The organism is Nonomuraea jiangxiensis (assembly GCF_900099965.1).
Classification (GTDB): Bacteria; Actinomycetota; Actinomycetes; order Streptosporangiales; family Streptosporangiaceae; genus Nonomuraea; species Nonomuraea jiangxiensis.
Genome location: NZ_FNDJ01000020.1, coordinates 157,490 through 182,953, shown reverse-complemented (window position 1 = coordinate 182,953; position 25,464 = coordinate 157,490). Strand labels below are relative to the sequence as shown.

General features: G+C 70.8%; 19 protein-coding genes. 12 read left to right on the top strand and 7 right to left on the bottom strand.

Annotation, left to right across the window (positions count from 1 at the left end):
* Positions 1–13 precede the first annotated feature (13 nt).
* Together BLS95_RS59230 and BLS95_RS36780 are read right to left on the bottom strand one after the other, a co-directional pair.
* Complete coding sequence (locus BLS95_RS59230; protein ID WP_281250067.1) at positions 14–136, bottom strand: hypothetical protein; 123 nt, start codon at positions 134–136, stop codon at positions 14–16.
* Between the two features lie 596 nt (positions 137–732).
* Positions 733–2,175 carry an MFS transporter gene (locus BLS95_RS36780; protein ID WP_090942503.1) on the bottom strand — a complete coding sequence of 481 codons (1,443 nt, stop codon included), beginning with the start codon at positions 2,173–2,175 and terminating at the stop codon, positions 733–735.
* A gap of 133 nt (positions 2,176–2,308) precedes the next feature.
* Here BLS95_RS36780 and BLS95_RS36775 point away from each other — a divergent pair, with 133 nt between their 5' ends.
* Complete coding sequence (locus BLS95_RS36775) at positions 2,309–2,752, top strand: MarR family winged helix-turn-helix transcriptional regulator (protein WP_245765499.1); 444 nt, start codon at positions 2,309–2,311, stop codon at positions 2,750–2,752.
* A 12-nt stretch (positions 2,753–2,764) separates the two neighbouring features.
* On the opposite strand, the gene BLS95_RS57135 is transcribed toward BLS95_RS36775, so the two are convergent.
* Together BLS95_RS57135 and BLS95_RS36765 are read right to left on the bottom strand one after the other, a co-directional pair.
* Entirely contained in the window at positions 2,765–4,747 is a 1,983-nt protein-coding gene (locus BLS95_RS57135) for a WD40 repeat domain-containing serine/threonine protein kinase (RefSeq protein WP_218136161.1), read from the bottom strand.
* A gap of 114 nt (positions 4,748–4,861) precedes the next feature.
* Positions 4,862–6,295 carry a sensor histidine kinase gene (locus BLS95_RS36765; protein WP_090942501.1) on the bottom strand — a complete coding sequence of 478 codons (1,434 nt, stop codon included), beginning with the start codon at positions 6,293–6,295 and terminating at the stop codon, positions 4,862–4,864.
* A gap of 416 nt (positions 6,296–6,711) precedes the next feature.
* Here BLS95_RS36765 and BLS95_RS36760 point away from each other — a divergent pair, with 416 nt between their 5' ends.
* On the top strand, positions 6,712–7,524 hold the full coding sequence (locus BLS95_RS36760) for an SAM-dependent methyltransferase (protein WP_090942498.1): 813 nt from the start codon (positions 6,712–6,714) through the stop codon (positions 7,522–7,524).
* A gap of 9 nt (positions 7,525–7,533) precedes the next feature.
* Here the strand turns inward: BLS95_RS36760 and BLS95_RS36755 are convergent, their stop codons facing one another.
* A complete protein-coding gene (locus BLS95_RS36755) occupies positions 7,534–9,363 on the bottom strand; it encodes a SpoIIE family protein phosphatase (protein ID WP_090942495.1) in 1,830 nt (609 codons plus the stop codon).
* A gap of 336 nt (positions 9,364–9,699) precedes the next feature.
* Positions 9,700–11,082 carry a pyridoxal phosphate-dependent decarboxylase family protein gene (locus BLS95_RS36750; RefSeq protein ID WP_176993578.1) on the bottom strand — a complete coding sequence of 461 codons (1,383 nt, stop codon included), beginning with the start codon at positions 11,080–11,082 and terminating at the stop codon, positions 9,700–9,702.
* 67 nt (positions 11,083–11,149) lie between these two features.
* On the opposite strand from BLS95_RS36750, the gene BLS95_RS36745 reads away from it, so the two are divergent.
* A complete protein-coding gene (locus tag BLS95_RS36745) occupies positions 11,150–11,617 on the top strand; it encodes an Lrp/AsnC family transcriptional regulator (protein WP_176993577.1) in 468 nt (155 codons plus the stop codon).
* A 53-nt stretch (positions 11,618–11,670) separates the two neighbouring features.
* Here the strand turns inward: BLS95_RS36745 and BLS95_RS36740 are convergent, their stop codons facing one another.
* A complete protein-coding gene (locus BLS95_RS36740) occupies positions 11,671–13,092 on the bottom strand; it encodes a S28 family serine protease (RefSeq protein WP_245765498.1) in 1,422 nt (473 codons plus the stop codon).
* 192 nt (positions 13,093–13,284) lie between these two features.
* On the opposite strand from BLS95_RS36740, the gene BLS95_RS36735 reads away from it, so the two are divergent.
* From BLS95_RS36735 to pqqE, 9 genes are all read left to right on the top strand, one after another.
* A complete protein-coding gene (locus tag BLS95_RS36735; protein WP_090942483.1) occupies positions 13,285–14,619 on the top strand; it encodes a hypothetical protein in 1,335 nt (444 codons plus the stop codon).
* A gap of 121 nt (positions 14,620–14,740) precedes the next feature.
* The gene (locus tag BLS95_RS36730; RefSeq protein WP_090942480.1) at positions 14,741–16,786 is read left to right on the top strand and encodes a cellulose binding domain-containing protein; all 2,046 of its coding nucleotides are present in this window, start codon (positions 14,741–14,743) and stop codon (positions 16,784–16,786) included.
* 282 nt (positions 16,787–17,068) lie between these two features.
* A complete protein-coding gene (locus BLS95_RS36725) occupies positions 17,069–20,965 on the top strand; it encodes a metallophosphoesterase (protein ID WP_143043999.1) in 3,897 nt (1,298 codons plus the stop codon).
* A 77-nt stretch (positions 20,966–21,042) separates the two neighbouring features.
* Complete coding sequence (locus BLS95_RS36720) at positions 21,043–22,179, top strand: HupE/UreJ family protein (RefSeq protein ID WP_090942474.1); 1,137 nt, start codon at positions 21,043–21,045, stop codon at positions 22,177–22,179.
* A 97-nt stretch (positions 22,180–22,276) separates the two neighbouring features.
* On the top strand, positions 22,277–22,432 hold the full coding sequence (locus BLS95_RS54620; RefSeq protein ID WP_143043998.1) for a pyrroloquinoline quinone precursor peptide PqqA: 156 nt from the start codon (positions 22,277–22,279) through the stop codon (positions 22,430–22,432).
* A gap of 23 nt (positions 22,433–22,455) precedes the next feature.
* Complete coding sequence (gene pqqB, locus BLS95_RS36715; protein ID WP_090942472.1) at positions 22,456–23,259, top strand: pyrroloquinoline quinone biosynthesis protein PqqB; 804 nt, start codon at positions 22,456–22,458, stop codon at positions 23,257–23,259.
* Positions 23,256–23,927: a pyrroloquinoline-quinone synthase PqqC gene (pqqC, locus tag BLS95_RS36710; protein WP_090942469.1), complete on the top strand. Its 672-nt coding sequence runs from the start codon at positions 23,256–23,258 to the stop codon at positions 23,925–23,927. The genes pqqB and pqqC overlap by 4 nt, the downstream gene beginning before the upstream one ends.
* On the top strand, positions 23,924–24,238 hold the full coding sequence (gene pqqD / locus BLS95_RS36705) for a pyrroloquinoline quinone biosynthesis peptide chaperone PqqD (protein ID WP_090942466.1): 315 nt from the start codon (positions 23,924–23,926) through the stop codon (positions 24,236–24,238). Before pqqC ends, pqqD begins: the two co-directional genes overlap by 4 nt.
* Entirely contained in the window at positions 24,235–25,299 is a 1,065-nt protein-coding gene (gene pqqE, locus BLS95_RS36700) for a pyrroloquinoline quinone biosynthesis protein PqqE (RefSeq protein WP_218136160.1), read from the top strand. Before pqqD ends, pqqE begins: the two co-directional genes overlap by 4 nt.
* Positions 25,300–25,464: the final 165 nt, after the last annotated feature.

Below are 25,464 nucleotides of genomic sequence, written 5' to 3'. Positions count from 1 at the left end.
ACGGGCGGGGAGGTCAGGGGGACACGAGGGCGGCGATGAGCCCGTACTCGATGGCCGTCGCGGCGCCGGCGGGGACGGCGGTCAGCGCCAGCACCGAAGCGGCCAGGGCGAGCGGCAGGGCGAAGCGTCTGGTCATGGAGCACCTCCACAGGTCTTTGCCGAGTATTCGAGGATCGGACCGGCACGGATCACGGGGGGAAGCACCTGAGACGATGACGTTATCTTGGCCGGTTGTTTGCCGATGGATCAGGGAAAGCGCGGCGATTTTTCCCTATGGAGCCGGGGGTCAAGTCTCGTTGAAATCGCAACCATATGTCCGGGTTTATGGGGATATATGTGCTAGCGTCCGAATTTGGGAGAGCAGCCAACGGGGGAGGAATCATGGCTATTACGCATGGGTCTCAGGCTGGCTTCCAGGAGGGTGGCTGCCGTCGCTGGCGTCGCCGTCGCTTCTGCCACCGTCGCAGGCGGGGTTTCTGGGGCTGGGGCGGCTGGTGGTGAATCGGCCTCACCAGGATGAGGGCCCGGCGGCGACGGCCGTCGGCTCTCGGTGACCGTCACCCGCCATGAGGTCGCGCAGGCGACGTAGCCCGTCGCACACTACGCGCGTTCCGGCCGGGCGACCGGGTTGTGGCGACACTTCGCGGACGGGTCTGGTCTTTGCTCTCCTGACCGTCCTGCGGCATCGCCGCAACCCGATCCACCGGTCCGCCGTCCGGCCTGCTACCCCGTTCAGCGGTTGGCGGCCGGGACGGGGGACTCGGCGGGAGCGGCTGCCGTGGCTTCGGCGCGGCGGGCCGGGAGGGTCATGGTGACCGCGGCGGCCACCACCGCGGCGACGCAGCCGATCAGCATGCCGGTACGGAAACCGGTCTCGGACGGCAGCGTGACGGGGCCGAACCTGACCGTCATCTGCGACAGCACCACGCCGACCACCGCGGCCGACACGGTGGTGCCGATGGAGCGCATGAGGGAGTTGAAGCTGTTGGCGGCGGCCGTGTCCGACAGCGGCACGGCACCCATGATGAGCGCGGGCATCGCGCCGTAGGCGAATCCGACGCCTATGTTGCACAGGCACGTGACGATCAGCAGCCCCCAGGTGGAGCCGAGCAGGGCCAGCGAGGAGCCGTAGCCGACCGCCATGATGAGGCTGCCGACGATCAGGGTGATCTTGGGTCCCCGGGCGGCCGACAGGCGGGCGCCGATCGGGGAGATGATCATCATCATCAGGCCCGAGGGGGCCATCCACAGGCCGGCAGCGAGCATCGACTGCCCCAGGCCGTATCCGGTGGCCGTGGGGAGCTGCAGGATCTGGATGACGATCAGCGACTGGGCGTACATCGAGAAGCCGACGACGATCGAGGCCAGGTTGGTCAGCAGGACCTGTGGCCGGGCGGTGACGCGCAGGTCGACCAGCGGGTCCCTGTTCCGCAGCTCCCACCAGCCCCAGGCTAGGAGCACGACCACCGCGGCGGCCAGCAGCCCGAGCGTGAGGCCGCTCGACCAGCCCCAGTCGGCGCCCTTGGAGAAGCCCAGCAGCAGGCACACCAGGCCCACGCCGAGGCCGAGCGCGCCCACCACGTCCACGCGCCCCCGGGTGGTGGCGGGCGTGGCCGGCAGCAGCAGCCAGATGAGCCCGGCCACCGCCACGCTCAGCACGGCCGTGGCCCAGAACAGGACCCGCCAGTTCGCGTACTCGGCGACGGCGGCGGCGAGCGGCAGCCCGAGCGCGCCGCCGATGCCCATGGAACTGCTCATCAGGGCGATCGCCGGGCCGAGCCGGTGCGGCGGCAGCACGTCGCGCAGGGCGCTGATGCCCAGCGGGATCAGGCCCATGCCCATGCCCTGCAGTCCACGTCCGATGATCATGGGCGTCAGGGAGCCGGCGACCGCGCAGACCACGCAGCCCAGGATCAGGGGGATCGCGCAGATGAGCATCATGCGGCGCTTGCCGTACAGGTCGCCCAGCCGGCCCATCACCGGGGTCGTCACCGCTCCGGCGAGCAGCGTGACCGTGATCACCCAGGAGGCGTTGGACGCCGTGGTGTGCAGCAGGGTCGGCAACTGGCCGATCAGGGGCACGACCAGGGTCTGGGTGAGTGAGGCGACGATGCCGGCCGCCGCCATCACGGTGACGACGCCGTTGGGGCGGGCGCTGATAGGTGGCTCTTCCACGCAGATCCCCCGTTTTCTCTTGTGACACTGAAGCGGTGTGCACTCTACACATAGTGTGTTAAATGCACACACTGTGGGGGTTACACATCGGGGTGCTCGATATGCTGGCGCGCACCAGGAGGGAGGGACCGGGGTGGACAAGCCCACACACCTGATCGAGTACGAGACCATGCTGCTCGGGAGGCACCGGCACCCGGATCGCAGCGCGTACATCCTGCTCAGCCGCATCCGGATGGAGGGCATGATGTCCATCGGGCAGCTCAGCGAGGCGTTCGGCCTCGACGTGTCCACCCTCAACCGGCACACCTCCGCCCTGCTCCGCGACGGGCTGGCCGAGCGCATCCCCGACCCCGAGGGCGGGATCGCCCGCAAGTTCCGCCTCACCGAGGCGGGCGAGCGCTATCTCGACGACGAACGGGCCAGGAACATCCGCGGCCTGGAGCGGGTGATGGCCGACTGGACCCCGGAGGAGGTCGCCGCCTTCGCCGCCTACCTGAAGCGGTTCAACACCGACGTCGAACGCCTCGGCGGCCGCCCCTGGCCCCGCCCCGACCGCGGATCCCAGCAGGGCGGGTAGGCGATCACCGGCTCAGGAGCCGCCGGCGGGCGTGACCGTGAAGTAGGGAGTGAAGTCCAGCTTGTTCGAGGTCTCCAGCAGCTTGCGCGTCAGCTTCCCGTCGAACGCCACGACCCGGACCTCGTTGTGGGTGGCGTTGTTGTCCTGTTCCCAGCAGAAGAGGTGTGACTCGTCGTACCAGCCGAGCACCTTGTCGCAGTCGGAGGAGAACTCGCGGACCTTCTTACCGGTGTCGGTGGCCCAGACGCAGGTCTCGCCGTCGCCGCCTGTCGGGCATTCGGTCACGAACAGCTTGCCCGAGGGGGAGAAGAGCTCCGTGGTGCCGGACGCGAGCGGCCCGACCCCCGCCACCTGGTGGGTGGCCTTGCCGGACAGGTCGAAGAAGCGCAGTCCCGCGTCGTCGCCGTAGCCGATGACCACGCCGTCGTCGTGGCCGTCCCAGCCGAAGTCGGAGCCCCGGACCGAGTCGTCGGCCACGTTGACCACGCTCACCTCGGCCCGGGGCACGTCCACGACGGCGAAGCCCAGGGAGACCCACTCGTCCTTGCCGTCCTCGCCCCTGGTCTTCCGGTCGATATTGAGCAGGAGCTTGGAGCCGTCCTTTGACCAGGAGCGGATGGTGGAGATCAGCGGCTCCTTCACGGTCTTGACCCGGAAGGTGGAGCCCGCCTGCCTGTCGGTGAACAGGACCGAGTCGTAGTCGTCCGAGGTGTACTCCTGGGCCCGTCCGGCGAGATAGCGGCCGTCGGGGGATACGAGGGACTCCCAGTTCTCCGGGTACCGCTCGAAGGAGCCGTGCAGCGACTGCCTGGCGTAGTCGATGTCGTCCTTGAGCTTCTTGTCGTAGACCTCGTACGCCGTCAGCGTGACCCGATCGGCCGGGCGCTCGTAGAGCCTGATCGACCCACCGGGCAGCGTCGTCCTCGTCAGCGTGGCCGGGGCCGTCGGGGGCGGCGTCGAGGTCTCCGGCTGCCCGGAAGTGGTCCCGGTGGCGGGTGCCGTCGTGGAGCCGGTCGCGGCCGGGTCGTTCCGTAGCATCGTGGGCACGGTGACGGCCGCCGCCAGCACCAGGGCGGCCGCGGCGGCGAGGCCGATGGCGAGCGGCCGCCTGTTCCGCCTCGGCTCCAGGGTGGGCCGGCCGCTCACCGCGGCCTGCTCGGCCCCCCGTACGAGGAGGTTGGCGTCGGGCACCGGATGGCCCAGCAGCAGCCGGATCACCTGCTCGGCCGTCGGCCGTGCGGCCGGATCCTTGGCCAGGCACCTCCGCACCACGTCGCGCAGCGGCCCGTCGAGCCGGCCCAGGTCCGGTTGGGCGGTGAACACCCGGTTGATCAGCGGCTGCGGCGGGCCGTCGCCGAACGGCGGCCGCCCGCAGGAGGCGAAGACCATCGTGCCGGCCCAGGAGAACAGGTCGGAGGCCGGCCCGACCGCGGCCCCGTTGATCTGCTCGGGAGACATGTACGCGGGCGTCCCGATCGGCGTGTTGCTGAACGTGGAGGTGGCCGAGAGAGCGCGCGCGATGCCGAAGTCGATCACACGTGGGCCGTCCGCGGCGAGGATGACGTTGGCCGGCTTGAAGTCCCGGTGCACGATCTCGGCCTGGTGGATCGCGGCCAGCGCGGTGGCGGTGCCGATGGCCAGCCGGTCCAGCGCCGCGCCGGTGCGCGGGCCGTCCTGCTGCACCGCCTGCTGCAGGGACAGGCCCTCGACGAACTCGCTCACGATGTACGGCCGCTCCTGCTCGACGCCCGTGCCGAGCACGGCGGCGGTGCAGAACGGGGCGACCCGCTGGGCGACCTCCGCCTCGCGCAGGAAACGCCCGAGGTTGGCGGCGTCGTCCGACTGGTCCTGCCGCAGCCACTTCACGGCGACGCGCGCTCCCGTGGAGTCCGTGGCCAGATAGACGACGCCCTGTCCACCTGCGCCCAGTCTGCCGAGGAGTTCCAGGTCTCCTAACCGTTGGGGGTCACCGGACGTAAGCGGTGAAGGGGTCATAGGAGAAATTCTGGCCTCAGGGAGCGGATCCACGAAACTTACTGACTGGTATTCCATCAGAGGACTCCTGCCAAGGCCGAGCCGCCACCGGTCTACGTTATCCGGGTGGCGGGGTCAGTCCGGTGCGATCTCGGTGACCACCGGGCCGGTCGGGGGTGTGGGGGCCGGGGGTTTGGGGTGGCGGGGGAGGCGGAGGGTGAAGCAGGCACCGCGGTCGCTGTCCTCGATCCGCAGGGTTCCCCCGTCGGCCTCGGCGATCTGCCGGGCGATCGGGAGGCCCAGGCCGGTGCCGCCGGCGTCCTTGCTGCGGGCGGCGTCCAGCCGGGCGAACCGCTGGAACACCAGCTCGCGCTTGTCCGGCTCGATGCCCGGCCCGTCGTCGATCACCTCCAGCACCGCCACACCCTGGGGGCAGCGCGGGCCGCCCGGCTCCTCGCCGGCGACCTGCCGTACGTTGACGCTGATCGTGCGTTCGGCGTGCCGGTCGGCATTGTCGAGCAGGTTGGTGAACAGGCGGCCCAGGCGCAGCCGGTCGCTCAGCACCACCACGCCGGGGTCGAGGCGGCAGACGATGCGCTTGGTGGTCTGGTGGCGCATCCGGCACTCCTCGTCCACCAGTTCGGCCAGGTTGACCGGCACACGCGCGCTCGGCGTGCCCGCGTCCAGCCGGGCGATGGTCAACAGGTCGGAGACGATCGACTCCAGGCGGTCAAGGCTGGTCAGTACGGTGGTGCCGAGGATGGGCACGCTCGTCTCCTGCGGCGCCATCAGGGCGTCCTCCACCTCCGCGCGCATGGCGGCGATCGGGCTTCTCAGGTCGTGGGAGGCGTCGAAGGCGAACTGGCGCTGCTGCTCCATCGCGGCCTCCAGCCGGGTCAGCGTGTGGTTGATGCTGTCGGCCAGTTCGTGAATCTCGTCGTCGCTGCCCGGTACGGGCACCTGGCGGCCGGGACAGGAGGCGTTGATCTCGTCGAGCTCCCTCCGGATGGCGCTGACCGGCCGGAGCGAGGCGGTGACGATGCGGTTGCCGAGGTAGGTGACGGACAGGGCGAGTACGATCGCCGAGCCGGTCACCAGAGCGGCGAGCCAGGGCTCGACCCACACGGGGATCGCAGGCGAGGAGGTGTAGACGGTCCAGGTCCCCTCCGGCCGATGGGCCGACTGAGCCACCACGATGTCGCACCTGCCGGGCCCGAAGACCCCGTCGCACACGACCGCGTCGCTGGTCCCGGCGTCGGGGGTCAGCGTCGCCATGGGCGGCCGGCCGCGCAGCTCGGGGGTCGAGGTGACGACGCGCCCGTGGTTGTCGACGATCTGGACGTTGCGGGACGACCGGTGGGCGAGCGGGTAGTCCAGCACGTCCTGCTGCTCGACGTTCAGGGCCACCCGGCCGCTGGTCGCGCGGACCTCCTCCGTCAGTTCGCCGGTGGCGAAGCGATGGATGGCGATCATCAGGACGACCGCGAGCAAGGTGCACATGAGAGCCGCCACCACGCCGGTGAAGAGCGTGATGCGGGCGGTGATGGAGCTGTTGTGACTTGCGTTCATCCTCCGATCCCCTCGGCCGGCGGACCGTACGGTCCCTGGGGGCTCGCGTACGGGCCTGGTTGAGCTGGACGTCCGATGGGGGATGGACGGTCACGATGTGCTACACACCATAACGCTTTCGACAATACCCGCTGGTAAGGTGCCGTTACCAACTCAAGGGGAGGAACCCGGTGCCCACGCGGGAAACGGCCACCGGAGGAGTGGTGGGGTCAAGGGACCTTCACCACGGCGCACGAAGCCATGGGTGGCGCGAAGGGCCGGGGGCAGCGGCATCACCTCGGCGCCCGGCTCCGATTTGTCCGGCCCCCGATCGACCTGCACTGATCGCGGGGAGGCGTACCCCTGCCACGGGCTGATTCCTTGCCGATGCAATGATTCTTGGAGATCCGGAACCGAGCGTGAGGACGAGGAGGAGCATGACCGAGCAGGAGTGGGTTCCCGCAGGGGTGGATCCGACGGTGCCGAGCGTGGCCCGGATGTACGACTACCTGCTGGACGGCAAGGACAACTTCGCCGCCGACCGGGCTGCCGCCGCGCACATCATGCAGCTCTCGCCCAACGCCAAGGAGATCGCCCAGGCCAACCGGGCGTTCCTGGGCCGGGCCGTGCACGCGGTGGCCGAGAGCGGGATCCGGCAGTTCCTCGACCTCGGCACCGGCCTGCCCACACAGGAGAACGTGCACCAGGTGGCGGCCCGCGTCTCGCCCGGCTCACGGGTGGTCTACGTCGACAACGACCCGATCGTGCTGGTGCATGCCCGTGCCCTGCTGGCGGAGAACGCCGACACCATCGTGGTGGAGGCCGACATGCGCGAGCCCAAGGCCGTACTCGGCCATCCCGAGATCACCGGCCACCTCGACTTCGGGCAGCCCCTGGCCGTGCTGATGCTGGCCGTGCTGCACTTCATCCCGGACGACGACGTGGTGGAGGGCCTCGTCCGGGGCGTTCGCGAGGTCCTGCCCTCCGGCAGTTACCTGATCATCTCCCACGTGACCGTGGGGGAGTTGGAGGGTGACGTGGTGGGTGAGGGGCGCGAGGTCTACAGCAGGACCAGCGCCGGGAACCTGACGCCGCGCACGCGCGAGCAGGTGGCCGGCTTCTTCGAGGGGCTGGAGCTGATGGAGCCGGGCCTGGTGTCGACCACCGAGTGGCGTGCCGAGGTCCTCGACCCCTCGCTCGCCGGCCCCGGCGGCGCCGACATCCTCTGCGGCGTCGGCCGAGTCCCCTGAGATCGGGCGTCAGGCTCCGCCGGGTGCCGCGCGGACGCCTCCGCCGGGTGCCGCGCGGACGAACAGGGTCGCGATGTCGTCGTTCAGCCGCCCGCCCTGATAGTCCAGCGCCGCCTGGCTGACGGTGTCGGCGAGTTCGGGCAGCGGCATCGTCGCCGAGCCTTTGAGCAGGGCGGGGAGCATGGTCTCGCCGAACATGGGGCCGTGCCGGCGGGCCTCGGTGATGCCGTCGGTGAAGAGCATCAGCGTGTCCCCTGGCGACATGGCGAAGCGGGTGGTCCGCACGGAGAGCCGGGACAGCACGCCGATCAGCGGGCCGGGCTCGCCGACCTCGCGTACGGCGCCGCGCCGGTCCACGCGGAGCGGCAGCGGGTGCCCGCACACCGCCATGTCGACGTGGAGCCCGTCGCCCTCCGCGCACAGGGTGAGGTAGATCAGGGTGCAGAAGCGTTCGGTGGCGTGCGTCCGTACGGCGTCGTTGAGCACGCGGGCGACATGGGCCGGGTCCGGGTCGATCATCAAGGCCGCGCGAGCGGTGTGACGGACGAGCGCGGTGAGGCTCGCCGCCTCGGTGTCCTTGCCGCAGACGTCGCCGAGGATGATCCCCCAGCGGCCGTCACGCGATTGGAACACGTCGTAGAAGTCCCCGCCCACCTGGGACTCGTCGTCGGCGGAGTGATAACGCGCGGCCAGCTCCACGCCGGGGATGTCCGGCAGGTGCGGGGGCAGCAGGCTCTGCTGCAGCGTACGGGCGATCTCGCGCTGCTTGTCCAGCGCCGCGGTCTTCTCGATGCAGGAGGCGGCCAGCTCGGCGAGCTGGGTGAGGATCGCCTCGTCGTCGATGGTGAAGTCGCCGCCGTCCATCTTGTCGGAGACCTGGATCAGGCCCAGGTTGCCGCCGTCGGAAGCGATCAGCGGCACGGCCAGCCAGCCGCGCATCGGCGGGTGCCGGTCCGCGTATTCGCCGAAGCCGCGCCATCCCGGCTGCGCTTCGAGCTCTTCCTGGCTCAGCCGCATCGTCTGGTTGCCGCTGCACACCTGGGCGTAGATGCCCTCACCGGTGGGAGCGGCATCGAAGCCGCGCCAGGCGGCGTATTTGTCCGACAGCGAGGTGGCGGTGACCGTCTGGGCCCATGATCGGCTGCGGGTCAGGCTCGACGTCGACTGGTGCGCGCCGATCAGCTTGCGGGCCTTCTCCGTGACGGTGTTCAGGGCCTCGGCGAGCGAGCTCGCGGAGTTGATCTCGATACTGGCCTGGGCCAGACCCTGAAGTTGCTGCGAGCGCCTGCGGGTGGCCTCGGCCTGCGCGCTCAGCCGGCTGGTCGCCGAGAACTCGAGCTGCAGGCGGATCTCGGACATGGCCGCCGTGGCCAGCTCCCCGAGGGTGCGGAGCTGGTCGGTGGTCCAGCGGTGGGGCCGGGTGTGTACGGCGCACATCGTCCCGACCGCCTGCCCGTCCAGGACCAGCGGAACGCCGGCGAAGGCACGCATCCGGGTGGGCCCGACGGCGGGGTTGGAAGCGTACGCGGCGTGGGAGCGGACGTCCCCGATGACCAAGGGCTGCTCCCTGATCACCACGATGGGGGAGAAACCCCAGCTCAGGGGCATGATGCGCTCCGCCGTCCGGGGATGGCGCGACCCCACGTGCTGGACGACCCGCTGCCGGTCGGTCTCCACGAACGTGACCAGCACCACGGGAACGTCGAGGAGCCGGGCGGCCAGCCGGGCCGAGCGGTCGAGCGTCTCCCTGGCCAGCGCCTCGATCGTGGTGACCCGTTCGAGGGCCTTGAGACGATCGGGGGCGGCGAGCGCGTGGATGAGGCCCGGCGATCCTGTCATGCGTTGACTACTTACTGTTTTCGCACGGTCACGACGGGCCGGCCGCCGATCGCCCGCTTCGCGCTTGGGTTCTTCCTGCTCCACGTCATCCTTCCTCCCTCGGGTACGCGGGATCGCTTGGCGGGGGAAGTACGGTTCGGGCAGGATGGCCGTGGCCCTCCCGCCCGATGTGCGTCATGGTGTGAGTACGTCAACTTCTGGATGACGTGACCGTTTTATGGGATTACATGCCTGATTGTACCGTTTTCGTGCTCTGATGCGGCCATGATTCCGCGACGGTCATCGCTGACATTGGGTGACCGTCGCATTGCCATTCGTGCTTGTGCGGACGGTCTACTAGTTCGCGGCCTTGGTGACCGCGTCGAGGAGGGCTTCGAGGGTCTGGTCGGTGGTCGCGGGGTTCATCACGGTGGCTCGCAGGTGGCGCGTGCCGCCGACCTCGGCCGAGGTGAGGTAGAAGGTGCCGTCGTCCATCAGGCGCCGGCGCAGGGCGGCCTGGTCGAGGTCGGCGGAGCCGTACCGGAAGCAGACGATGTTGCTCTGCGGCTCGTACGGGCAGGAGAAGCCGGGCCGTTCTGAGGCCAGCCGCCACAGGCGGTGGGCGGTGGCGTACCGGGCGGCGACGTGCTCGCCCAGGCCCCGCTCGCCGCGCCAGGCCAGATTGAGGAAGATCTTGAGCCCCAGTTCGCCCTTGGTGCACTCGACGGTGCGTCCGATCGAGTCGAATCCGCGATCGCCGTAGAAGAGGTAGCTGGCCTCCTGCTGGAAGGCCCGGTCCAGATCGCCTTCCCGGCGCACCAGCACCGCCGCCGCCACGCTGGAGACGCCCAGCATCTTGTGCCCGTCCCAGATCATCGAGTCCGCGGTCTCCAGCCCGTCGAGCAGGTGCCGGTGCTCCTCGCTGAGCAGCGCGGAGGCGCCGTGCGCGCCGTCCACGTGGAACCAGAGGCCATGGTCGGCGCAGAACTCCCCGATCGGGCGCAGCTCGTCGTACAGGCCGGTGCCGGTGGAGCAGGCGGAGGCGACCAGGGCCATCGGGCGGCGGCCGGCCCGCAGGACGCGGTCGAGCGCGGCGGGCAGCCGGTCCGGGTCGATCCGGCCCAGCGCGTCCACCTCCAGCGGGAAGATCGAGCGCCGGCCCAGGCCCAGGATCGCGGCGGCGCGGGTCACCGAATAGTGCGCGGAGGGCGGCACGAGCAGCGCGAGGTCGCCGGGCACGCCGTCCTCCCAGGCCGCGGGGGTGACCGCCGCCCGCGCGGCGAGCAGCGCCGTCAGGTTGGCCAGCGACCCGCCATGGGTGAGCACACCGCCGCCCCCGGGGCCGAACCCGGCCTTCTCCAGCATCCAGCGCAGCACCTCGAACTCCACCGTCGCCGCCGAGGCGCCCATCTCGTAGATGGCCATCGGGTTGTTGACGGCGCCGTGCACGAAGTCGGCGAGCGCCGCCGGGAAGTCCGGCGCCGCACACTGGTGACCCAGGTACGCGGGATGGTGGAGCCGCGTGCCCTCGGCCAGGTAGGTGGCCAGGAACCCGCGGTAGGTGTCCTGGTCCATGCCGCCCTCGCGCAGCCACCGCCGCAGGTCCATGGCCGCGGCGAGCTCGGCGGGCGGGCGGGTCCTGACCACGGGTTCGTGTCCGCGGCCGCTCGCGGCCACGTACGCCGACAGCTGCGCCACGGTCGTGTACGCCGCCGCTTCAAAATCTGCAACGTCCCACATACTTGGAAATGATGCGCAGATCATCGATAAATCGCCATATATGCCGAATTATGGAAGCATATTGGCGATGAAGGGCGAACTGGATTCGGTGGACCTGGCCATTCTCCGGGAGCTGCAGAACGATGCGCGGCTGCCCAACAAGGACCTGGCCGCCCGCGTCGGCGTGGCCCCCTCCACCGCGCTGGAAAGGGTGCGCGGCCTGCGCGCCCGCGGGATCATCACCGGCTTCCGCGCCGAGGTGGACGTCTCCGAGCTCGGCCGGCCGCTGCACGCGCTGCTGGCGCTGCGGGTCCGCCCGCACACCAGCCAGCTCGTCGAGCCGCTGCGCGCTTTCGTGCTGGGCCTGCCCGAGACGATCGCCCTCTTCCACACGGCCGGGCCGGACGACTTCCTCGTCCACGTCGCCGTGCCCGACGCCGATCACCTGCACCGGCTGGTGCTGGAGAAGTTCCTGGTCCGCCAGGAGATCTTCCACCTCCAGACCACGCTGATCTTCCGCACGGAACACCAGCCGATCCAGCGCCCCGCCACCTGACCCACCCGAATCCGGCGGGCAGAAGCCGGGGCACTGGGGTGCCTCGGCCGGCGTCAGGAGGTGCGGCGCTGGGGGAGCATGTCGTCGGTCGGGAGCTGGTCCGTCTGCGGGAGGCGCCGCGCCGGTGGCGACCAGCCCGCCCAGCGCCGCAGGGTGTCCGTGGCCGCGATCCGCTCCGCCTCGGACAGCCGGGCGATGTTGGCGCCGTGGTTGGCGCCCGGCGCGACGTACAGGGAGGAGTCATGCCGGCTCGGGGTGAAGCGTTCGGCGCTCCACGGGTCGTTCTGGCCGTAGATGAACATCATCCGCTCCGACTTCGTACGCACCCAGTGGTCCACGTCGAGCATCGGCCGCGGATCGTGCCGGGAGCGCAGCTCGGCGGGGAGCATCGAGTTGGGCTGGTAGAGCTCGCGGTAACGGGTCAGCCCGCGCAGGTGCTCGAACCGGAGGTCGGGCCAGCCGAGCTGACTGGCGGACTGGTAGTAGTACGGGAGGTAGTAGTCCAGGCCCTGGTCGGTGTAGAAGCCGAAGAAGGTGACGTTGTCGATCCAGGCGTACAGCTCCTCGTCCGTAGCCGTGGTGGGCGGCACGGAGGGGCAGTCGGCCTCGGTGGAGTACTGCCAGAACGCCCAGGCCGTGTCCAGGATCGTCATCTCGAACGACCGGTCCACGGTGCCGAGGGTCCTGGCGAAGGTGTAGCCGTTGCGCTGGGCGTCGGCCTCCAGGAGCGCCACCATGCGGTCGCGCCGCTTGAGCGCCTCACGCTGTACGTTCTCCACCGCCGTCCGGCAGGCCTTCGGGCCGACACCGGCGAAGAAGTCGTCGTACTGGCGGTCCGCGGGGTTCACCGGGTCGTTCGGGGCGACGTAGGCCACGACGCCGTCCACGTCGCCGGGGTAGAAGCGCCGGTGGTAGACCGAGGTCATGCCGCCCTTGCTGGCACCCGTCTGGATCCACTTGCCGCTGTAGATCGTCTTGAGCGCCTGGACGATGCGGTGCTCGTCGGTCGCCTCCTGCCAGATGTTCAGGTCGTTCCAGTCGGCGGGGGACGGGCGCGAGGAGCGGAAGAAGCGGTGCTCGACGGAGACCTGGTTGCCGTCGACCAGCTGGGTCGGCTCGGTACGTGAGGCCGCCGGGTTCACCGGCAGGCCGTATCCGCCGGTGTAGAGCACGACGGGGGCCTCGGCCGAGCGGTGCAGCAGGGTGAGCCGCTGCTGGAAGGTCCCCTTGCGCGGGTTCCTGTGGTCGATCGGCTGGGTGTAGGACAGCACGAAGAACCGGTAGCCGGTCGGCTGGGTCTCCGACACGACGGTGAGTCCGGGGATGGCCCTGAGCCGGTCGAGGAGGTCGTCCTGGGCCGCCGCGGGGGCGGTGCGGGCGGCCGATCGGGCCTGGGCGGGAACGGTGTGAATGGTGACGAGGGCCGTCGCGACGGCCATCGAGGCCGCCAGGGCGGCCAGCACTCGGGATCGCACGGTTGGCGTCTCCTTGGAGGGGGCGTACCGGACGACGGTATACCGATCATCCCCTGGTCGAACAGCGGCCACGATCCGAGGCGCGGCCCGAATCGCGCGCATCCTGGCGACGGGCCCTTCCTCCGGCGGGGCTGCCGGAGTATGAACGAATCACCCCAGCCGTTCACACAGGTCCCCCGGAGGTGACGGCAGATGCGCCGTCGGAGCCTGACCCTGCCCGCCATCGTGCTGTCCGCCGTCCTGCTCATCGCCACCACCGCGGACGCGGCGGTCGACGACCGGGTGCGCGGGGACCGGCCGCTGCCCGGGTACACGATCGACAACCCGCCGCTGGAGCCCGCGATCGTGCAAGGGCGGCCTAGCCGGGTGCTGCAGGGCGTGCACGGGCACGCGGCCTACGAGATCGAGGTGCCGCCACGGTGGAACGGCGACCTGCTGATGTGGGCCCACGGGTTCCGCGGCGACACCAGGGTGCTCACCGTGGACCCGCCCGGGTACGGGTTGCGCCAGCGCCTGCTGGACCAGGGCTACGCGTGGGCCGCCTCCTCCTACTACGCCAACGACTATGACGTACGGGCCGGCGTGCTCAGCACCCGTGACCTGGCCGACCACTTCCGGCGCGTGGTGGGCAAGCCGCGCAGGACGTATCTGGCCGGGGTGTCCATGGGCGGGCACGTCACGGCCCGCTCGATCGAGGAGTATCCCGGCTACTACGACGCGGCCCTGCCGATGTGCGGGGTGCTCGGCGACCACGAGCTGTTCGACTTCTTCCTGGACTTCCACCTCGTCGCGCAGGACCTGGCGGACGTGCCGGCCTATCCGTTCCCGGCGGACTACGCGACCTCCGCCGTGCCGGAGATCCAGCGGCGGCTGGGGCTCGGCGGGCCGGCGAACGCGCTCGGCGAGCAGTTCCGGGCCGTCGTCGTCAACCTCACCGGCGGCGAGCGTCCGGGTGCCCAGGCGGCCTTCGCGTACTGGCAGGACTACCTGTTCGGGCTGGCCGGGCCGGACGGGGACGGCACCCTGGCACAGGAGCCGGGGCGGGTGGCGACGAACCTCGGCACCCGCTACCGGCCGTCCTCGCCGGTGGACGTCGACGCGAGCGTGCGGCGGGTGCCCCCGCAGGACCCGGTGGCGCGCAGGACGCAGAAGCTGACCGCCGTGCCCGCCGTCACCGGCAGGATCGGCGTGCCCGTGCTCTCGCTGCACAACCTGGGTGACAACTTCGTGCCGTTCTCGATGGAGCAGGACTACCGCGCCGACGTGAATCGGCAGGGGCGCGGCGGGATGCTGGTGCAGCGCGCGATCCGGGCGGTGGGGCACTGCGAGTTCAGCCCCGCCGAGGTCGGGGCCGCCTGGGACGACCTGGTCAGGTGGGAGCGCCATGGGGTGCGACCGGCCGGGGACCCGGTGGCCGATCCGGCCGTGGTGGCGGCCCCGGACTACGGGTGCCGCTTCACCGACCCGGCCGCCCGCGCCACCGGCACCCGCCGGCTGTTCGAGCCCTGCCCGGTCCAGCCCGCCTAGCGCAGCGGCGTGAAACTTTCAGCCTCGGTTGACGGGCGTGCCGCCACCCTTCATGATCATGGTGCCTCCTGGTCAGGCGGGGGTGTCGAGTGAATTCCGCTACCCAGGACGAGGTACGCCGATGCCACGAACGCCGTTACGAGCCGCCACAGCCCTCTTGCTGGCACTGACCACCCTGAACGCCCCCACGGCCCCAGCCGTCGCCGCCGACGACACACCGATCGCCGTGACCGTCAACGCGCGGGCCGGGCTCGCCACCGTCCCCGAGACCGGCATCGCCACCAACCACGCGATCTGGGACACCAATCTGGGCACGGACGAGACCGCCGACCGCCTGAAGGACGCCGGGGTCAAGCTGCTGCGCTATCCCGGCGGCTCCTACTCCGACATCTACCACTGGGCCGACCACACCGCCCCCGGCGGCTACGTGGCCCCCAACACCGACTTCGACACCTTCATGCGCGGCGTGCGACGTACCGGGGCGCAGGCGATGGTGACCGCCAACTACGGCACCGGCACCGCCGAGGAGGCCGCGGCCTGGGTGCGGTACGCCAACGTCACCAAGCGCTACGGCGTCAAGTACTGGGAGATCGGCAACGAGAACTACGGCAACGGTCACTACGGCACCGCCTGGGAGGCGGACGACCACGCCGACAAGAGCCCGGCCGAGTACGCCCGCCACGTCGTCGCCTACGCCGACGCGATGAAGGCGGTCGATCCCAAGATCAAGATCGGCGCGGTGCTGACCACGTCCGCGAACTGGCCCGACGGGCTCGTCGGCGCCGGCGATGCCGGGACGTGGAACAAGGTCGTCCTGTCCGCCGCCGGTCAGAAGATCGACTTCGTGATCGTGCACTGGTACCCCGGCGCACTCGACCGGGCGGCCCACGTGCCCGACATGATCCAGCTCACCCGGGAGCAGATCGCGAAGTACGCCGGCCCCGGCTCCGAGCGGATCGGCATCGCGATGACCGAGTTCAACACCGGGTCCAGCAGCGCCGGAACGACCACCCAGCCGGGCGCCCTGGCCGCCGCCGACGCCTACGCGACGCTGCTGGCCAACGGGGTGTTCGCGGTCAACTGGTGGAACGTGCACAACGGCATCGGCCCCGTCACGCAGGTCGCGGGGCACACCGACTACGGCGACTTCGGCCTGCTGTCGAGTGCCACCTGCACCTCCGACGGCAGCGTCTGCGAGCCCGCGCTGAACACCCCCTTCGCGCCGTACTACGCGCTCCAGATGACGAGCCTGTTCGCCCGGCCCGGCGACCAGTTCATCCGCGCCGCCGCCGGCCGGTCCGACGTGGTCGCGCACGCCGCCCGTCGCCCCAACGGCGACGTGGCGGTCCTGCTGATCAACACCTCGTCCAGCACGGCCCATCCCGTCACCCTCGGCTACGAGGGCTTCCGGCCGGCCGCCGGGGCGCCCAGCGTGCGTACCCACACCAACGGCGCCACGAGCATCGCCACCTCGGCCACGGGCACCGCGACCAGCCAGACGCTGCCGCCGCTCTCGATGACCACGATCGTGGTGCGCCCCGCCACCGCCCAGCCCGCCCTGCCCGGCACGCCGGGACAGCCCGGCGCGGCGAACGTGACGGACACGACCGCCGCGATCTCCTGGCCCGCCGCCTCCGCCGGCGCCCGCCCGATCGTGAAGTACGAGGTCCACCGCCAGCTCGGCGCCGTCACCGAGCAGCTCGGCGAGACCGCCGGCACCTCGTTCACGGCCCGCAACCTGAAGCCGGGCACGCGTTACACGGTCAACGTGATCGCCCGGGACAGCGCCGGCGGCCACTCCTGGGCCTCCCCGCCGCTGACCTTCACCACCGGCACGCCCGCCGCCAGTTCCTGCACCGTACGACTGACCAACCAGAACGACTGGGGCAGCGGCTACGTCGGCGGCATCGACATCACCAACAACGGCGCCGCGATCAACGGCTGGACCCTGACCTTCGGCTGGCCCAGGCCGTGGCAGAGCCTCGGCAGCGGCTGGAGCGGCGGATGGACGCAGAAGGGGCAGGACGTCAAGGTGGTCAACGAGGCCGGCAACGGCTCGCTGCCCACCGGGGCGTCGACCACGATCGGGTTCGTCGGCAACTACAGCGGCCCGAACGTGTTGCCCGCCGTCTTCAAGCTCAACGGAACCGTCTGCACGACCCTCTGAACGCTCGGTAACCCGCCCGCCGGCCTGGCGGGCGGATCCCGACGTACCGGACACCTCACCACAAAAAGTAGAGAAGATCGTTCCCTTCTCCTTCAGTCCCTCTATACACACCGTTCACTCGGGAGCTCCAATGTGTCCGCCCGAGAGCAAGCCGCCTACCAGGCTTCATGAACGCGATAGAAGGGACTGCATTCGATGCAGCCGACCGCACCACGCAACTTATCGGGTGGCTTCAGGAAACGGGGGAGACTGGCCACGGCCGCGGCGATCGCCGCGGTGCTCGTGAGCACCTTCGTGACGGCCGCGTACGCCGACCCGGCGCCCGGCGAGCAGGACCGGGGGCGCCCCAGGCCGACGCCGACCGGCTCCCCGACCCAGGCCCCCACCCCTCCGGCGCTCACCCCGGCCGACGGCGCGTACCTGGAGGGCACCGTCAAGGTCGCGGCCACCCCGGCCACCGCCGGTGACAGCGTCACCCGGCTGGACATCGACGGCACCGCGCTGACCGCCACCGCCACGCTGGGCGTGTCCAAGCTCCGCTTCGACGTCGGCTCGAACTCGACGGAGGCGCAGTACCACAGCTATATCCTCGTCAACGGTGCGTATCGCAGCGACATCGGCGACCACGTCAACGAGCGCGCGACGATGGACATCCCGAACGAGCACCTCGTCAAGGGCGAGAACACCGTCGAGATCGTCGTCGGCGCGATCCCGACCTCGTGCGGCAACAACTACGACGACTTCGTCTTCTCCGACGTGGGCCTCGAACTGCTCGGCGAGGTCGCCGACGGCGAGGACAACCCCTACACGCTGTCCTTCGGCGACGGCAGCTGCGGCACCAACACCACGCTGCTGACGCGCGCCACCCTCAAGTTCTTCGTCCAGTCGGACCCGCGGGGCACCACCGGCCTCAGCGCGGACCTGGACACCACGACGCTGGACAACGGCGAGCACGTCATCACCGCCACGACCGCCGCCGGGCAGGCCGTCAAGCACACCGTGACCGTGAACAACGCCCCGGCCGGGGCGCCCCGGCTGCTGCCCACGGACGGCACGCTCGTGGCGGGCACCAAGCCGGTCTTCGCCACGGTCCCGGCCGCCGGCGAGAGCGGCGTCACGTCGCTCACCGTCGACGACGGCAAGCCCGCCACGAAGCCCACGCTCGGCAACGGAGCGGCGAAGTTCAGCTTCGACGTGGGCGCGGACCCGCTCGACGACAAGAACAACGACTTCCTGCTGGTCAACGGCAAGCGCATCGACCTCGGCGGCTCCTATGCGAGCCGGCGCGTGACCGTCGCCGTCCCGGCCCGCTACCTGGTGCCCGGCGAGAACACCATCAAGGTCGTCACCGGCGACTACAAGGAGTCCTGCGGCAACGACCGCGACGACTTCTCGATCGCCAACCTCGACCTCGCCCTCGACGGCGCCACCGTCACCGGCCAGGACATCAAACCCTCGTACGTGATGGGCGACGGCACCTGCGGCGACAACCAGACCGCCCTGCGCGAGGCCGAGCTGCGCTACACGATCGAGGCCGAGGCCGTGTCCGTCATCGAGACGCTCGGCACGGGCGAGGCGACCCTCAGCTTCAACGTGGCCACCAACTCGATCGAGGCGCGCTACCAGAACTACGTGCTGGTCAACGGCCAGAAGGTGGTGCTCGACGGCGACTTCGTGAGCCGCCGCGTCGACCTGACGATCCCGAACGAGTTCCTGGTGCCCGGCTGGAACACGATCGACTTCGTGGCCGGCACCTTCCCCACGTCGTGCGGCAACAACCGGGACGACTTCACGATCTCCAACATCGCCCTCACCCCGGTGCGGGGCACCGCGGCCGGGCAGATGCTCAAGAGCTCGTACGCCATGGGCGACGGCAACTGCGGCGACAACGTGAACCCGCTGACCGAGATCGACCTGGAGTTCCTGGTGGACGCCCCGGCCCGCGGCCTGCGCGCTGACCTGGACACCACCGCGATCAAGGACGGCAAGCACACCATCGCCGCGAAGTCGGCCACCGGTGAGGTCGCCACCCGCATCCTGATCACCGACAACTCGGCCCCGGCGATCACCAGGAGCGTCCCGGCCGCGAACCGGAAGATCACCGCGTCGGTCGTGCTGGACGTCAAGCTGGAGGACGCCTCCGGCGTGGTGTCCGGGCCGATCGTCACGCTCGACGGGCAGCCGATCGAGCTGGGCGCCCAGGTGGGCCCCGGGCTGAAGGCCGGGTCGCACACCCTGGCCGTGACCGGCGCCGACGGGCTCGGCAACACCGCGACCCGCGAGATCCGCTTCGAGTCCGCGGGCATCCCGGACGCGCCCGCCGAGCTGTCCCCGGCCCTCGGGGCCGTGGACGTGTCGGATCCCGCCCGGCTCTCTGCCAGGGTGGCCGAACCCGACGGCGGCAAGGTGACGGCGACGTTCTCGCAGGCCGAGATCCTGACGCCCAACGAGGTGTACCAGGGCACGGCCAAGTCCGTGCCCACCACGCTGCGGGTCCCGGGCGAGCGGCGGGTCAAGTCCCGCGGGCTGGAGCCCGCCGACGGCGAGACGCTCGCCGCGCCCTCCGGTCAGGACGTCACCTACCAGCGCTTCGACGTCGAGGTGAAGGGCCAGGCGGACGCCCCGGTGCTGCGCTGGGAGGGCGCCATCGACCCCGAGCGGCTGGCCTCGCTGCGGGTCTGGAACACCGAGACCGACACGTGGGACCTGCTGACGAGCGCCCGCGGCGCCGCCACGGGCAACACGGTCCTCACGTCCGTCGTGGACCAGAAGTACGTCGACAAGCAGCGGATCCACGTCATGGTGACGGGTGAGGACCCGTTCGCCGACGACATCGACCCCGGCGACCCGAACGGCTTCGACGACCCCGCCGACTACGACTTCTCGATCGTCCACTTCACCGACACGCAGTACCTCTCTGAGGGCGCGGTGGAGCAGGAGACCGCCGAGGAGCGCGCGGTGTGGGAGAAGGCCTACTCCGGCGTCGTCGACTGGATCGCCGCCAACAAGGACGAGCGCAAGATCTCGTACGTCGCCCACACCGGCGACATCATCGAGAACAACATCCGCAAGCCCGCCGACGAGGCCATGCGGCAGCAGGTCGTCGGCGAGTTCGAGGTGTCGTCGAAGCAGCAGCGGGTGCTGGACCAGGCCGACATCCCGAACGGCGTGATCGCCGGCAACCACGACAACCAGTCGGGCACCGAGGACGGCCCCGAGGCCATCTACAACCGGTACTACGGCCCCGACCGCTACAAGGACGCCGCCAGGGGCTGGAAGCACGCCAAGTATGGTGGCCCGTGGAAGGAAGGCGACAACCAGAACCACTACGACCTGTTCTCCGCCGGCGGGCTGGACTTCGTCGTGGTCGGCCTGTCGTACGGCGTGACGAGGGACGAGGCCGAGTGGGCCGACTCCGTCTTCAAGAAATATCCCAACCGCAACGGCATCCTGCTCTCGCACGACTACCTCGTGCCGAGCACCAACCCCGACGGGCGCGGCGCCGCCTTCTCGGCGCCCGACGGCTCGATGCTCTACAAGACGGTGGTCGAGCAGAACCCGAACGTCTTCCTCATCCTCGCCGGTCACGAGCACGGTGTGGGCACCAACGTGAAGCCGAAGGTGGGCCAGGTCGGCAAGGGAGTCGTCGAGCTGCTGGCGGACTACCAGTTCTACACGGTGTCGGCCGACCGGCTCGGGCTCACCGAGATCGGCGGCTACAACCCGCAGGACCAGCTCCAGTTCGGCGCGAGCTTCTTCCGGCTGCTGCAGTTCGACGTCAAGCGGGCCGAGCTGAGCGTGGACACCTACTCCCCGCTGCTCGACGACTTCGGCGCCACCGAGTTCGACCCGTTGCGCCGCTACAACGGGCTTGAGGACAACATGGTGCTGCCGGTCGACCTCACCTCCCGCACGACCACCTTCCAGACCGACTCGCTGGCGCTCTACAAGCCGACCCGGATCATCGGCCGGAGCACCGTCGCGTCAGGCCAGGTCGCCTCGGTGACGTGGGACCGCCTCAAGGAGGACACGGCCTACGCCTGGTTCGTCACGGCACGTTCCGCCGGCGGCGGCGTGACCGCCTCCGAGCCGAGCGTCTTCGTCACGAAGGACGAGCACGGCCGCCCGGGCACGTGGGGCCCGGACTCGCCCATGCACCGCTGGTTCACCCGCCGATAACCGATACCGCCGACAACCATCAGCGCCGCCCCGGACCCGCTCCGGGGCGGCCTCCCCCCCATCTGGAGTGACGAGACATGCTGCGCAGGTGGCGCTGGTCGTCCGCGGCCGTGCTGGCCGTCGTCCTCGGCGCCGTGCTGGCCGGTCTGGTGCACCCCGCCCCGGCGGCGGCGCACGACGCGACCACGAAGGCCCACGCCGAGGTGACCGGCACGGGCAAGGACGTCAAGGTGGTGCTCGACCTCGAGTACGACCTCCTCATGAAATCGGCCTGGCTCTACGCGGAGGCCTACGAGGCGAAGGGGCGGGCCGAACAGCTCCGCCAGCTCAGGATCAACCGCGCCGCCGTGACCGACTACGTCACGCGCCGCTTCGCCGTGACGTACGACGAGCGGCCGTGCGCCCCCACGATGACCGGCGACGCGGACGTGCACCCGCGCGGCAAGGCCACGTACGCGCTGCTCACCTACGCCTACGCCTGCGCGGGCGAGCCCGGCGGCGCCCACGCGATCTCCAGCGCGCTGTTCCCCGACGCCGAGACCTTCGTGCACAGCACCGAGACCCTCGTCCGCTACGATCTCGACGGCAGCGAGGGCTCCGCCGTCCTGGTCGCCCAGAGCCCGACGGTGCGCGTCGGCGAGCGCCAGGCGGCCGGCCAGATCTGGGAGTTCTTCCTGCTCGGCGTCGAGCACCTGCTGTTCGGCCTGGACCACCTCTGCTTCCTGCTCGCCCTGCTCATCGGCGCCCGCTCGCTGCGCGCCGTCGTCGTCACGGCCACCACCTTCACCGTCGCCCACAGCATCACGTTCCTGCTGGCCGCGATGGGATTCGTGGACGTGCCGGGGGCGATCGTCGAGCCGGTCATCGCGGCGTCGATCGTCGTCGTGGCGGTCGCGAACCTCCTCGGCCGCCAGGAGGACAAGCTGGGCCGGTGGCGGCTGCCGATCGTGTTCGTCTTCGGCCTGGTGCACGGCCTGGGCTTCGCGGGCGCCCTCGACATCAAGGAGAGCGGATCGTGGGAGCTGCTGCTGTCGCTGCTGAGCTTCAACGTCGGCATCGAGGTCACGCAGCTCGCCCTCATCGCCGTGCTCTTCCCGCTGCTGGTGCTGCTGCGCCGGACACCCGTGACCGGCTGGGCCACGGTCGCGCTGTCCATCCCCATCGTGGCGGTCAGCCTGTACTGGTTCTTCGACCGGATCCCGCTGCCGCTCTGACGGCGCCGGGCCTACTGCTCCTTTACCGCATCCCGGGGTAGCCGGGACAGGATTGCGGCCATACCCGCACATGAGGCGTAACCGAGAGGAGACGGCCATGAGCGAGCGGAAAGGTCGCGAGGACGAACGCCCCACGCGCCGCCGCGCCGGACACGAGCGTGCGCGCGGCGCGGAGACGATCTGGCACAAGCCCGCCTACCAGGTGGTCGAGGCGTCCATGGAGATGTCGGCGTACTTCCTGGCCGACCGCTAGCCGCCGCCGGCAGGGGGTCCGCCATGCGCGTGCAGGTTCTGGGCACGGCCGCGGGCGGCGGTCTCCCGCAGTGGAACTGCGCGTGTCCCGGTTGCCGCAGCGCGCGTGCGCACCCGGCGCGGCGGCGCCGGCACGCCTCGCTCGCGATCGAGGTCGAACCCGGCCGGGTCTACCTGGTCAACGCCACTCCCGACGTCGGCGAGCAGATCGAGTCCTGCCCGTGGCTGCGGCCGGTGGGCCGGACCAGCCCGCTGGCCGGGGTGATCCTGACCGATGCCGAGCTCGACCACACCCTCGGCCTGGCCAGGCTCCGCGAGGCCGACGAGCTGGAGGTGGTGGCCACCGAGCCGGTACGGCAGGCGGTCGGCGGCACGATGGCGATGCTGGAGCCGTACGTCAAGCTGGTCTGGCGCACGTTCGCCGACCTCGGGGCACGCGCGATCCCGATCTCCGGCAAGCGCCCCCGCTACGCGAGCGGCCACCTCGCGCGGCCGGACGGCGCGTGGGTGAGCGCGCTGGAGCTGCGCGGCCTGCTCTACGCCCCCTGCATGGCCCGCTGGCCGGAGGGGTTCGGCGCCGCGGCGGACGTGGTCTTCGCCGACGGGACCTTCTTCACGGAGCAGGAGCCGCTGGCCTTCTCCGCCCGGACCGCCACCGAGATGGGCCACCTCCCGATCGAGGCCACCCGCGAACGCCTGTCCGCCCTGTCCGCCCGCTGCCTCTACACGCACCTGAACAACACCAACCCCCTCGCCGACCCGGCCTCGCCGTGGCATGCCGGGCTGGGCGTCGAGGTGGCGTACGACGGGATGGTCATCGACCTGTGATCGACTTCGAGGCCGAGCTGCGCGCCGTGCCGGAGCGCCGCTACCACCACCTGCACCCGTTCAACCGGCGCATGCACGCGGGCACCCTGTCCCCGCAGGAGCTGCGCGGCTGGATCCTCAACCGCTTCCACTACCAGCGGGCCATCCCGATCAAGGACGCGCTGATCGTGGCCAAGCTGCCGGATCCGCGTCTGCGCCGGATGTGGATCCGCCGCATCATCGACCACGACGGCGCAGCCTCGGGCGAGGGCGGCCTGGAACGCTGGTTGCGCCTGGGCGAGGCGGCCGGCCTGACCAGGGACGAGATGTGGTCCGGCGACGCGGTGCTGCCCGGCGTGCGGCTGGCCGTGGACGGCTACGTGAACCTGTGCCGCCACGGCACCCCGCTGGAGGCGGTGGCGGCCTCGCTGACCGAGCTGTTCGCCCCCGACCTGATGCGGGAGAGGATCGCGGCCTTCGAGCGGCACTACCCGTGGATCGACCAGGACGGGCTCCGCTACTTCCGCGTCCGGGTGAACCAGGGCAGACGGGACGGTGCCGAGGCGCTGCCCCTGGTACTGGCCTGGGCACGGACCCGCGAGCAGCGGCAGTCGGCGCTCGCGGCGCTGGCCTACAAGTGCGAGGTGCTGTGGACCCTGCTGGACGCCGTGGAGAGGGCCTACCGATGACCGGCCCGGAGGCGGCGGGCGGCCCGGACCCGGCGGACCCGGTGGCCCGCCTGGGCGCGGCGGACGCGGCGGGCGGCTGGAGGCCGGTTCTGGGCGCGGGCGCCGTGTTGCGGCGCTGTGACGTGCGGCAGGCCGAGCTGCTCATCGTGCCCGAGCGGATCGTGGTGCTCAACGACGAGGCCGCGGCGATCATCCGACTCTGCGACGGCGGCAGGACGGTGGCGGAGATCGTCGCCGAGTTCCCGCCCGAGGGCGCGGCCGACGTCCGGGGCTTCCTCGACGACGTGCGCGCCCGGGGCTGGCTGCGGTGAGCGCGCCCTGGGCCATGCTGGCGGAGCTCACCCACGGCTGCCCGCTGCGCTGCCCGTACTGCGCCAATCCCACCCGGCTCGTCACCCGGTCCGGGGAACTGGACACGGGGGAGTGGCGGCGGGTGCTGGGCGAGGCCGCCGCGCTGGGCGTGCTGCACGCCCACCTCTCCGGTGGCGAGCCGCTGCTGAGGGGCGACCTGGCCGAGATCGTCGCGGGCGCGTCCGGGATCTACTGCCAGCTCGTCACCAGCGGCGTCGGCCTGACCCGCGAGCGGCTGGCCGAGCTCGCCGACGCCGGCCTGCGCAGCGTCCAGCTGTCCGTGCAGGGCTCCTCGGCCGCCGCCTCGGACGTGATCGCCGGGCGTCGGTCGTTCGCCGCCAAGGAGCGCGCGGCCCGGCTGGTCGTGGCGGCCGGGCTGCCGCTCGGGGTCAACATCGTGCTGCACCGCCACAACCTGGACGCCGTGGACGAGCTCATCGAGCTGGCGCTGGCCTGGGGCGCGAACCGGGTCGAGCTGGCCAACGTCCAGTTCCAGGGCTGGGCGCTGGTCAACCGGCGGGCGCTCATGCCCACCCGTGACCAGGTGGCCGCCGCGCGGGCCAAGGTCGCGGCCTGGCGCGGCCGGACGGAGGTCGAGCTCGTCTGGGTGGCGCCCGACTACGTGGACGGCACCCCCAAGCCGTGCATGGGGGGCTGGGGCGCGATCTCCCTGACCGTGGCCCCCGACGGGCGCGTACTGCCCTGCCCGGCCGCCTACGACCTGCCCCTGGACCTGCCGAACGTACGCGACCACCCGCTGGAGTGGATCTGGGCCGACTCTCCGGCGTTCAACGCCTACCGGGGCACGGCCTGGATGCGGGAGCCGTGCTCGGGCTGCCCGCGGCGGCACGAGGACTTCGGCGGCTGCCGGTGCCAGGCGTACGCGCTGACGGGAGACCCCCGCAGGACCGACCCGGCCTGCGCGCTCTCCCCCGACCACCACCTGGTCACCGAGGCGGTGGAGGACGGAGGAGGAGCGTTCACCTACCGGACCTTCAGCCGCCCACGGCCGGTCCTGTAGGCCGGACAGACCTCCCCATCACCGCACTCAGCTCACATACCGTACAAGACGGAGTGAATCCCCACAAAACCTATTGACTTTGTGCTGAACGTGGCTGACATTGGACGGCGTGATCTTTGACCGTTCGCGTGACAGATGTGACGCCGACCGGCAAAGCGTGAAAAC

What these genes read in the sequence shown, in the direction of transcription:
- BLS95_RS36730 (WP_090942480.1), top strand. Translation starts at nt 14,741, where the DNA reads ATGCCACGAACGCCGTTACGAGCCGCCACAGCCCTCTTGCTGGCACTG.
- BLS95_RS36760 (WP_090942498.1), top strand. Translation starts at nt 6,712, where the DNA reads ATGACCGAGCAGGAGTGGGTTCCCGCAGGGGTGGATCCGACGGTGCCG.
- BLS95_RS36745 (WP_176993577.1), top strand. Translation starts at nt 11,150, where the DNA reads ATGAAGGGCGAACTGGATTCGGTGGACCTGGCCATTCTCCGGGAGCTG.
- pqqB (WP_090942472.1), top strand. Translation starts at nt 22,456, where the DNA reads ATGCGCGTGCAGGTTCTGGGCACGGCCGCGGGCGGCGGTCTCCCGCAG.
- BLS95_RS36750 (WP_176993578.1), bottom strand. Translation starts at nt 11,082, where the DNA reads ATGTGGGACGTTGCAGATTTTGAAGCGGCGGCGTACACGACCGTGGCG.
- BLS95_RS59230 (WP_281250067.1), bottom strand. Translation starts at nt 136, where the DNA reads ATGACCAGACGCTTCGCCCTGCCGCTCGCCCTGGCCGCTTCGGTGCTG.
- BLS95_RS36755 (WP_090942495.1), bottom strand. Translation starts at nt 9,363, where the DNA reads ATGACAGGATCGCCGGGCCTCATCCACGCGCTCGCCGCCCCCGATCGT.
- BLS95_RS36735 (WP_090942483.1), top strand. Translation starts at nt 13,285, where the DNA reads ATGCGCCGTCGGAGCCTGACCCTGCCCGCCATCGTGCTGTCCGCCGTC.
- pqqD (WP_090942466.1), top strand. Translation starts at nt 23,924, where the DNA reads ATGACCGGCCCGGAGGCGGCGGGCGGCCCGGACCCGGCGGACCCGGTG.
- BLS95_RS54620 (WP_143043998.1), top strand. Translation starts at nt 22,277, where the DNA reads ATGAGCGAGCGGAAAGGTCGCGAGGACGAACGCCCCACGCGCCGCCGC.
- BLS95_RS36765 (WP_090942501.1), bottom strand. Translation starts at nt 6,295, where the DNA reads ATGAACGCAAGTCACAACAGCTCCATCACCGCCCGCATCACGCTCTTC.
- BLS95_RS57135 (WP_218136161.1), bottom strand. Translation starts at nt 4,747, where the DNA reads ATGACCCCTTCACCGCTTACGTCCGGTGACCCCCAACGGTTAGGAGAC.
- BLS95_RS36720 (WP_090942474.1), top strand. Translation starts at nt 21,043, where the DNA reads ATGCTGCGCAGGTGGCGCTGGTCGTCCGCGGCCGTGCTGGCCGTCGTC.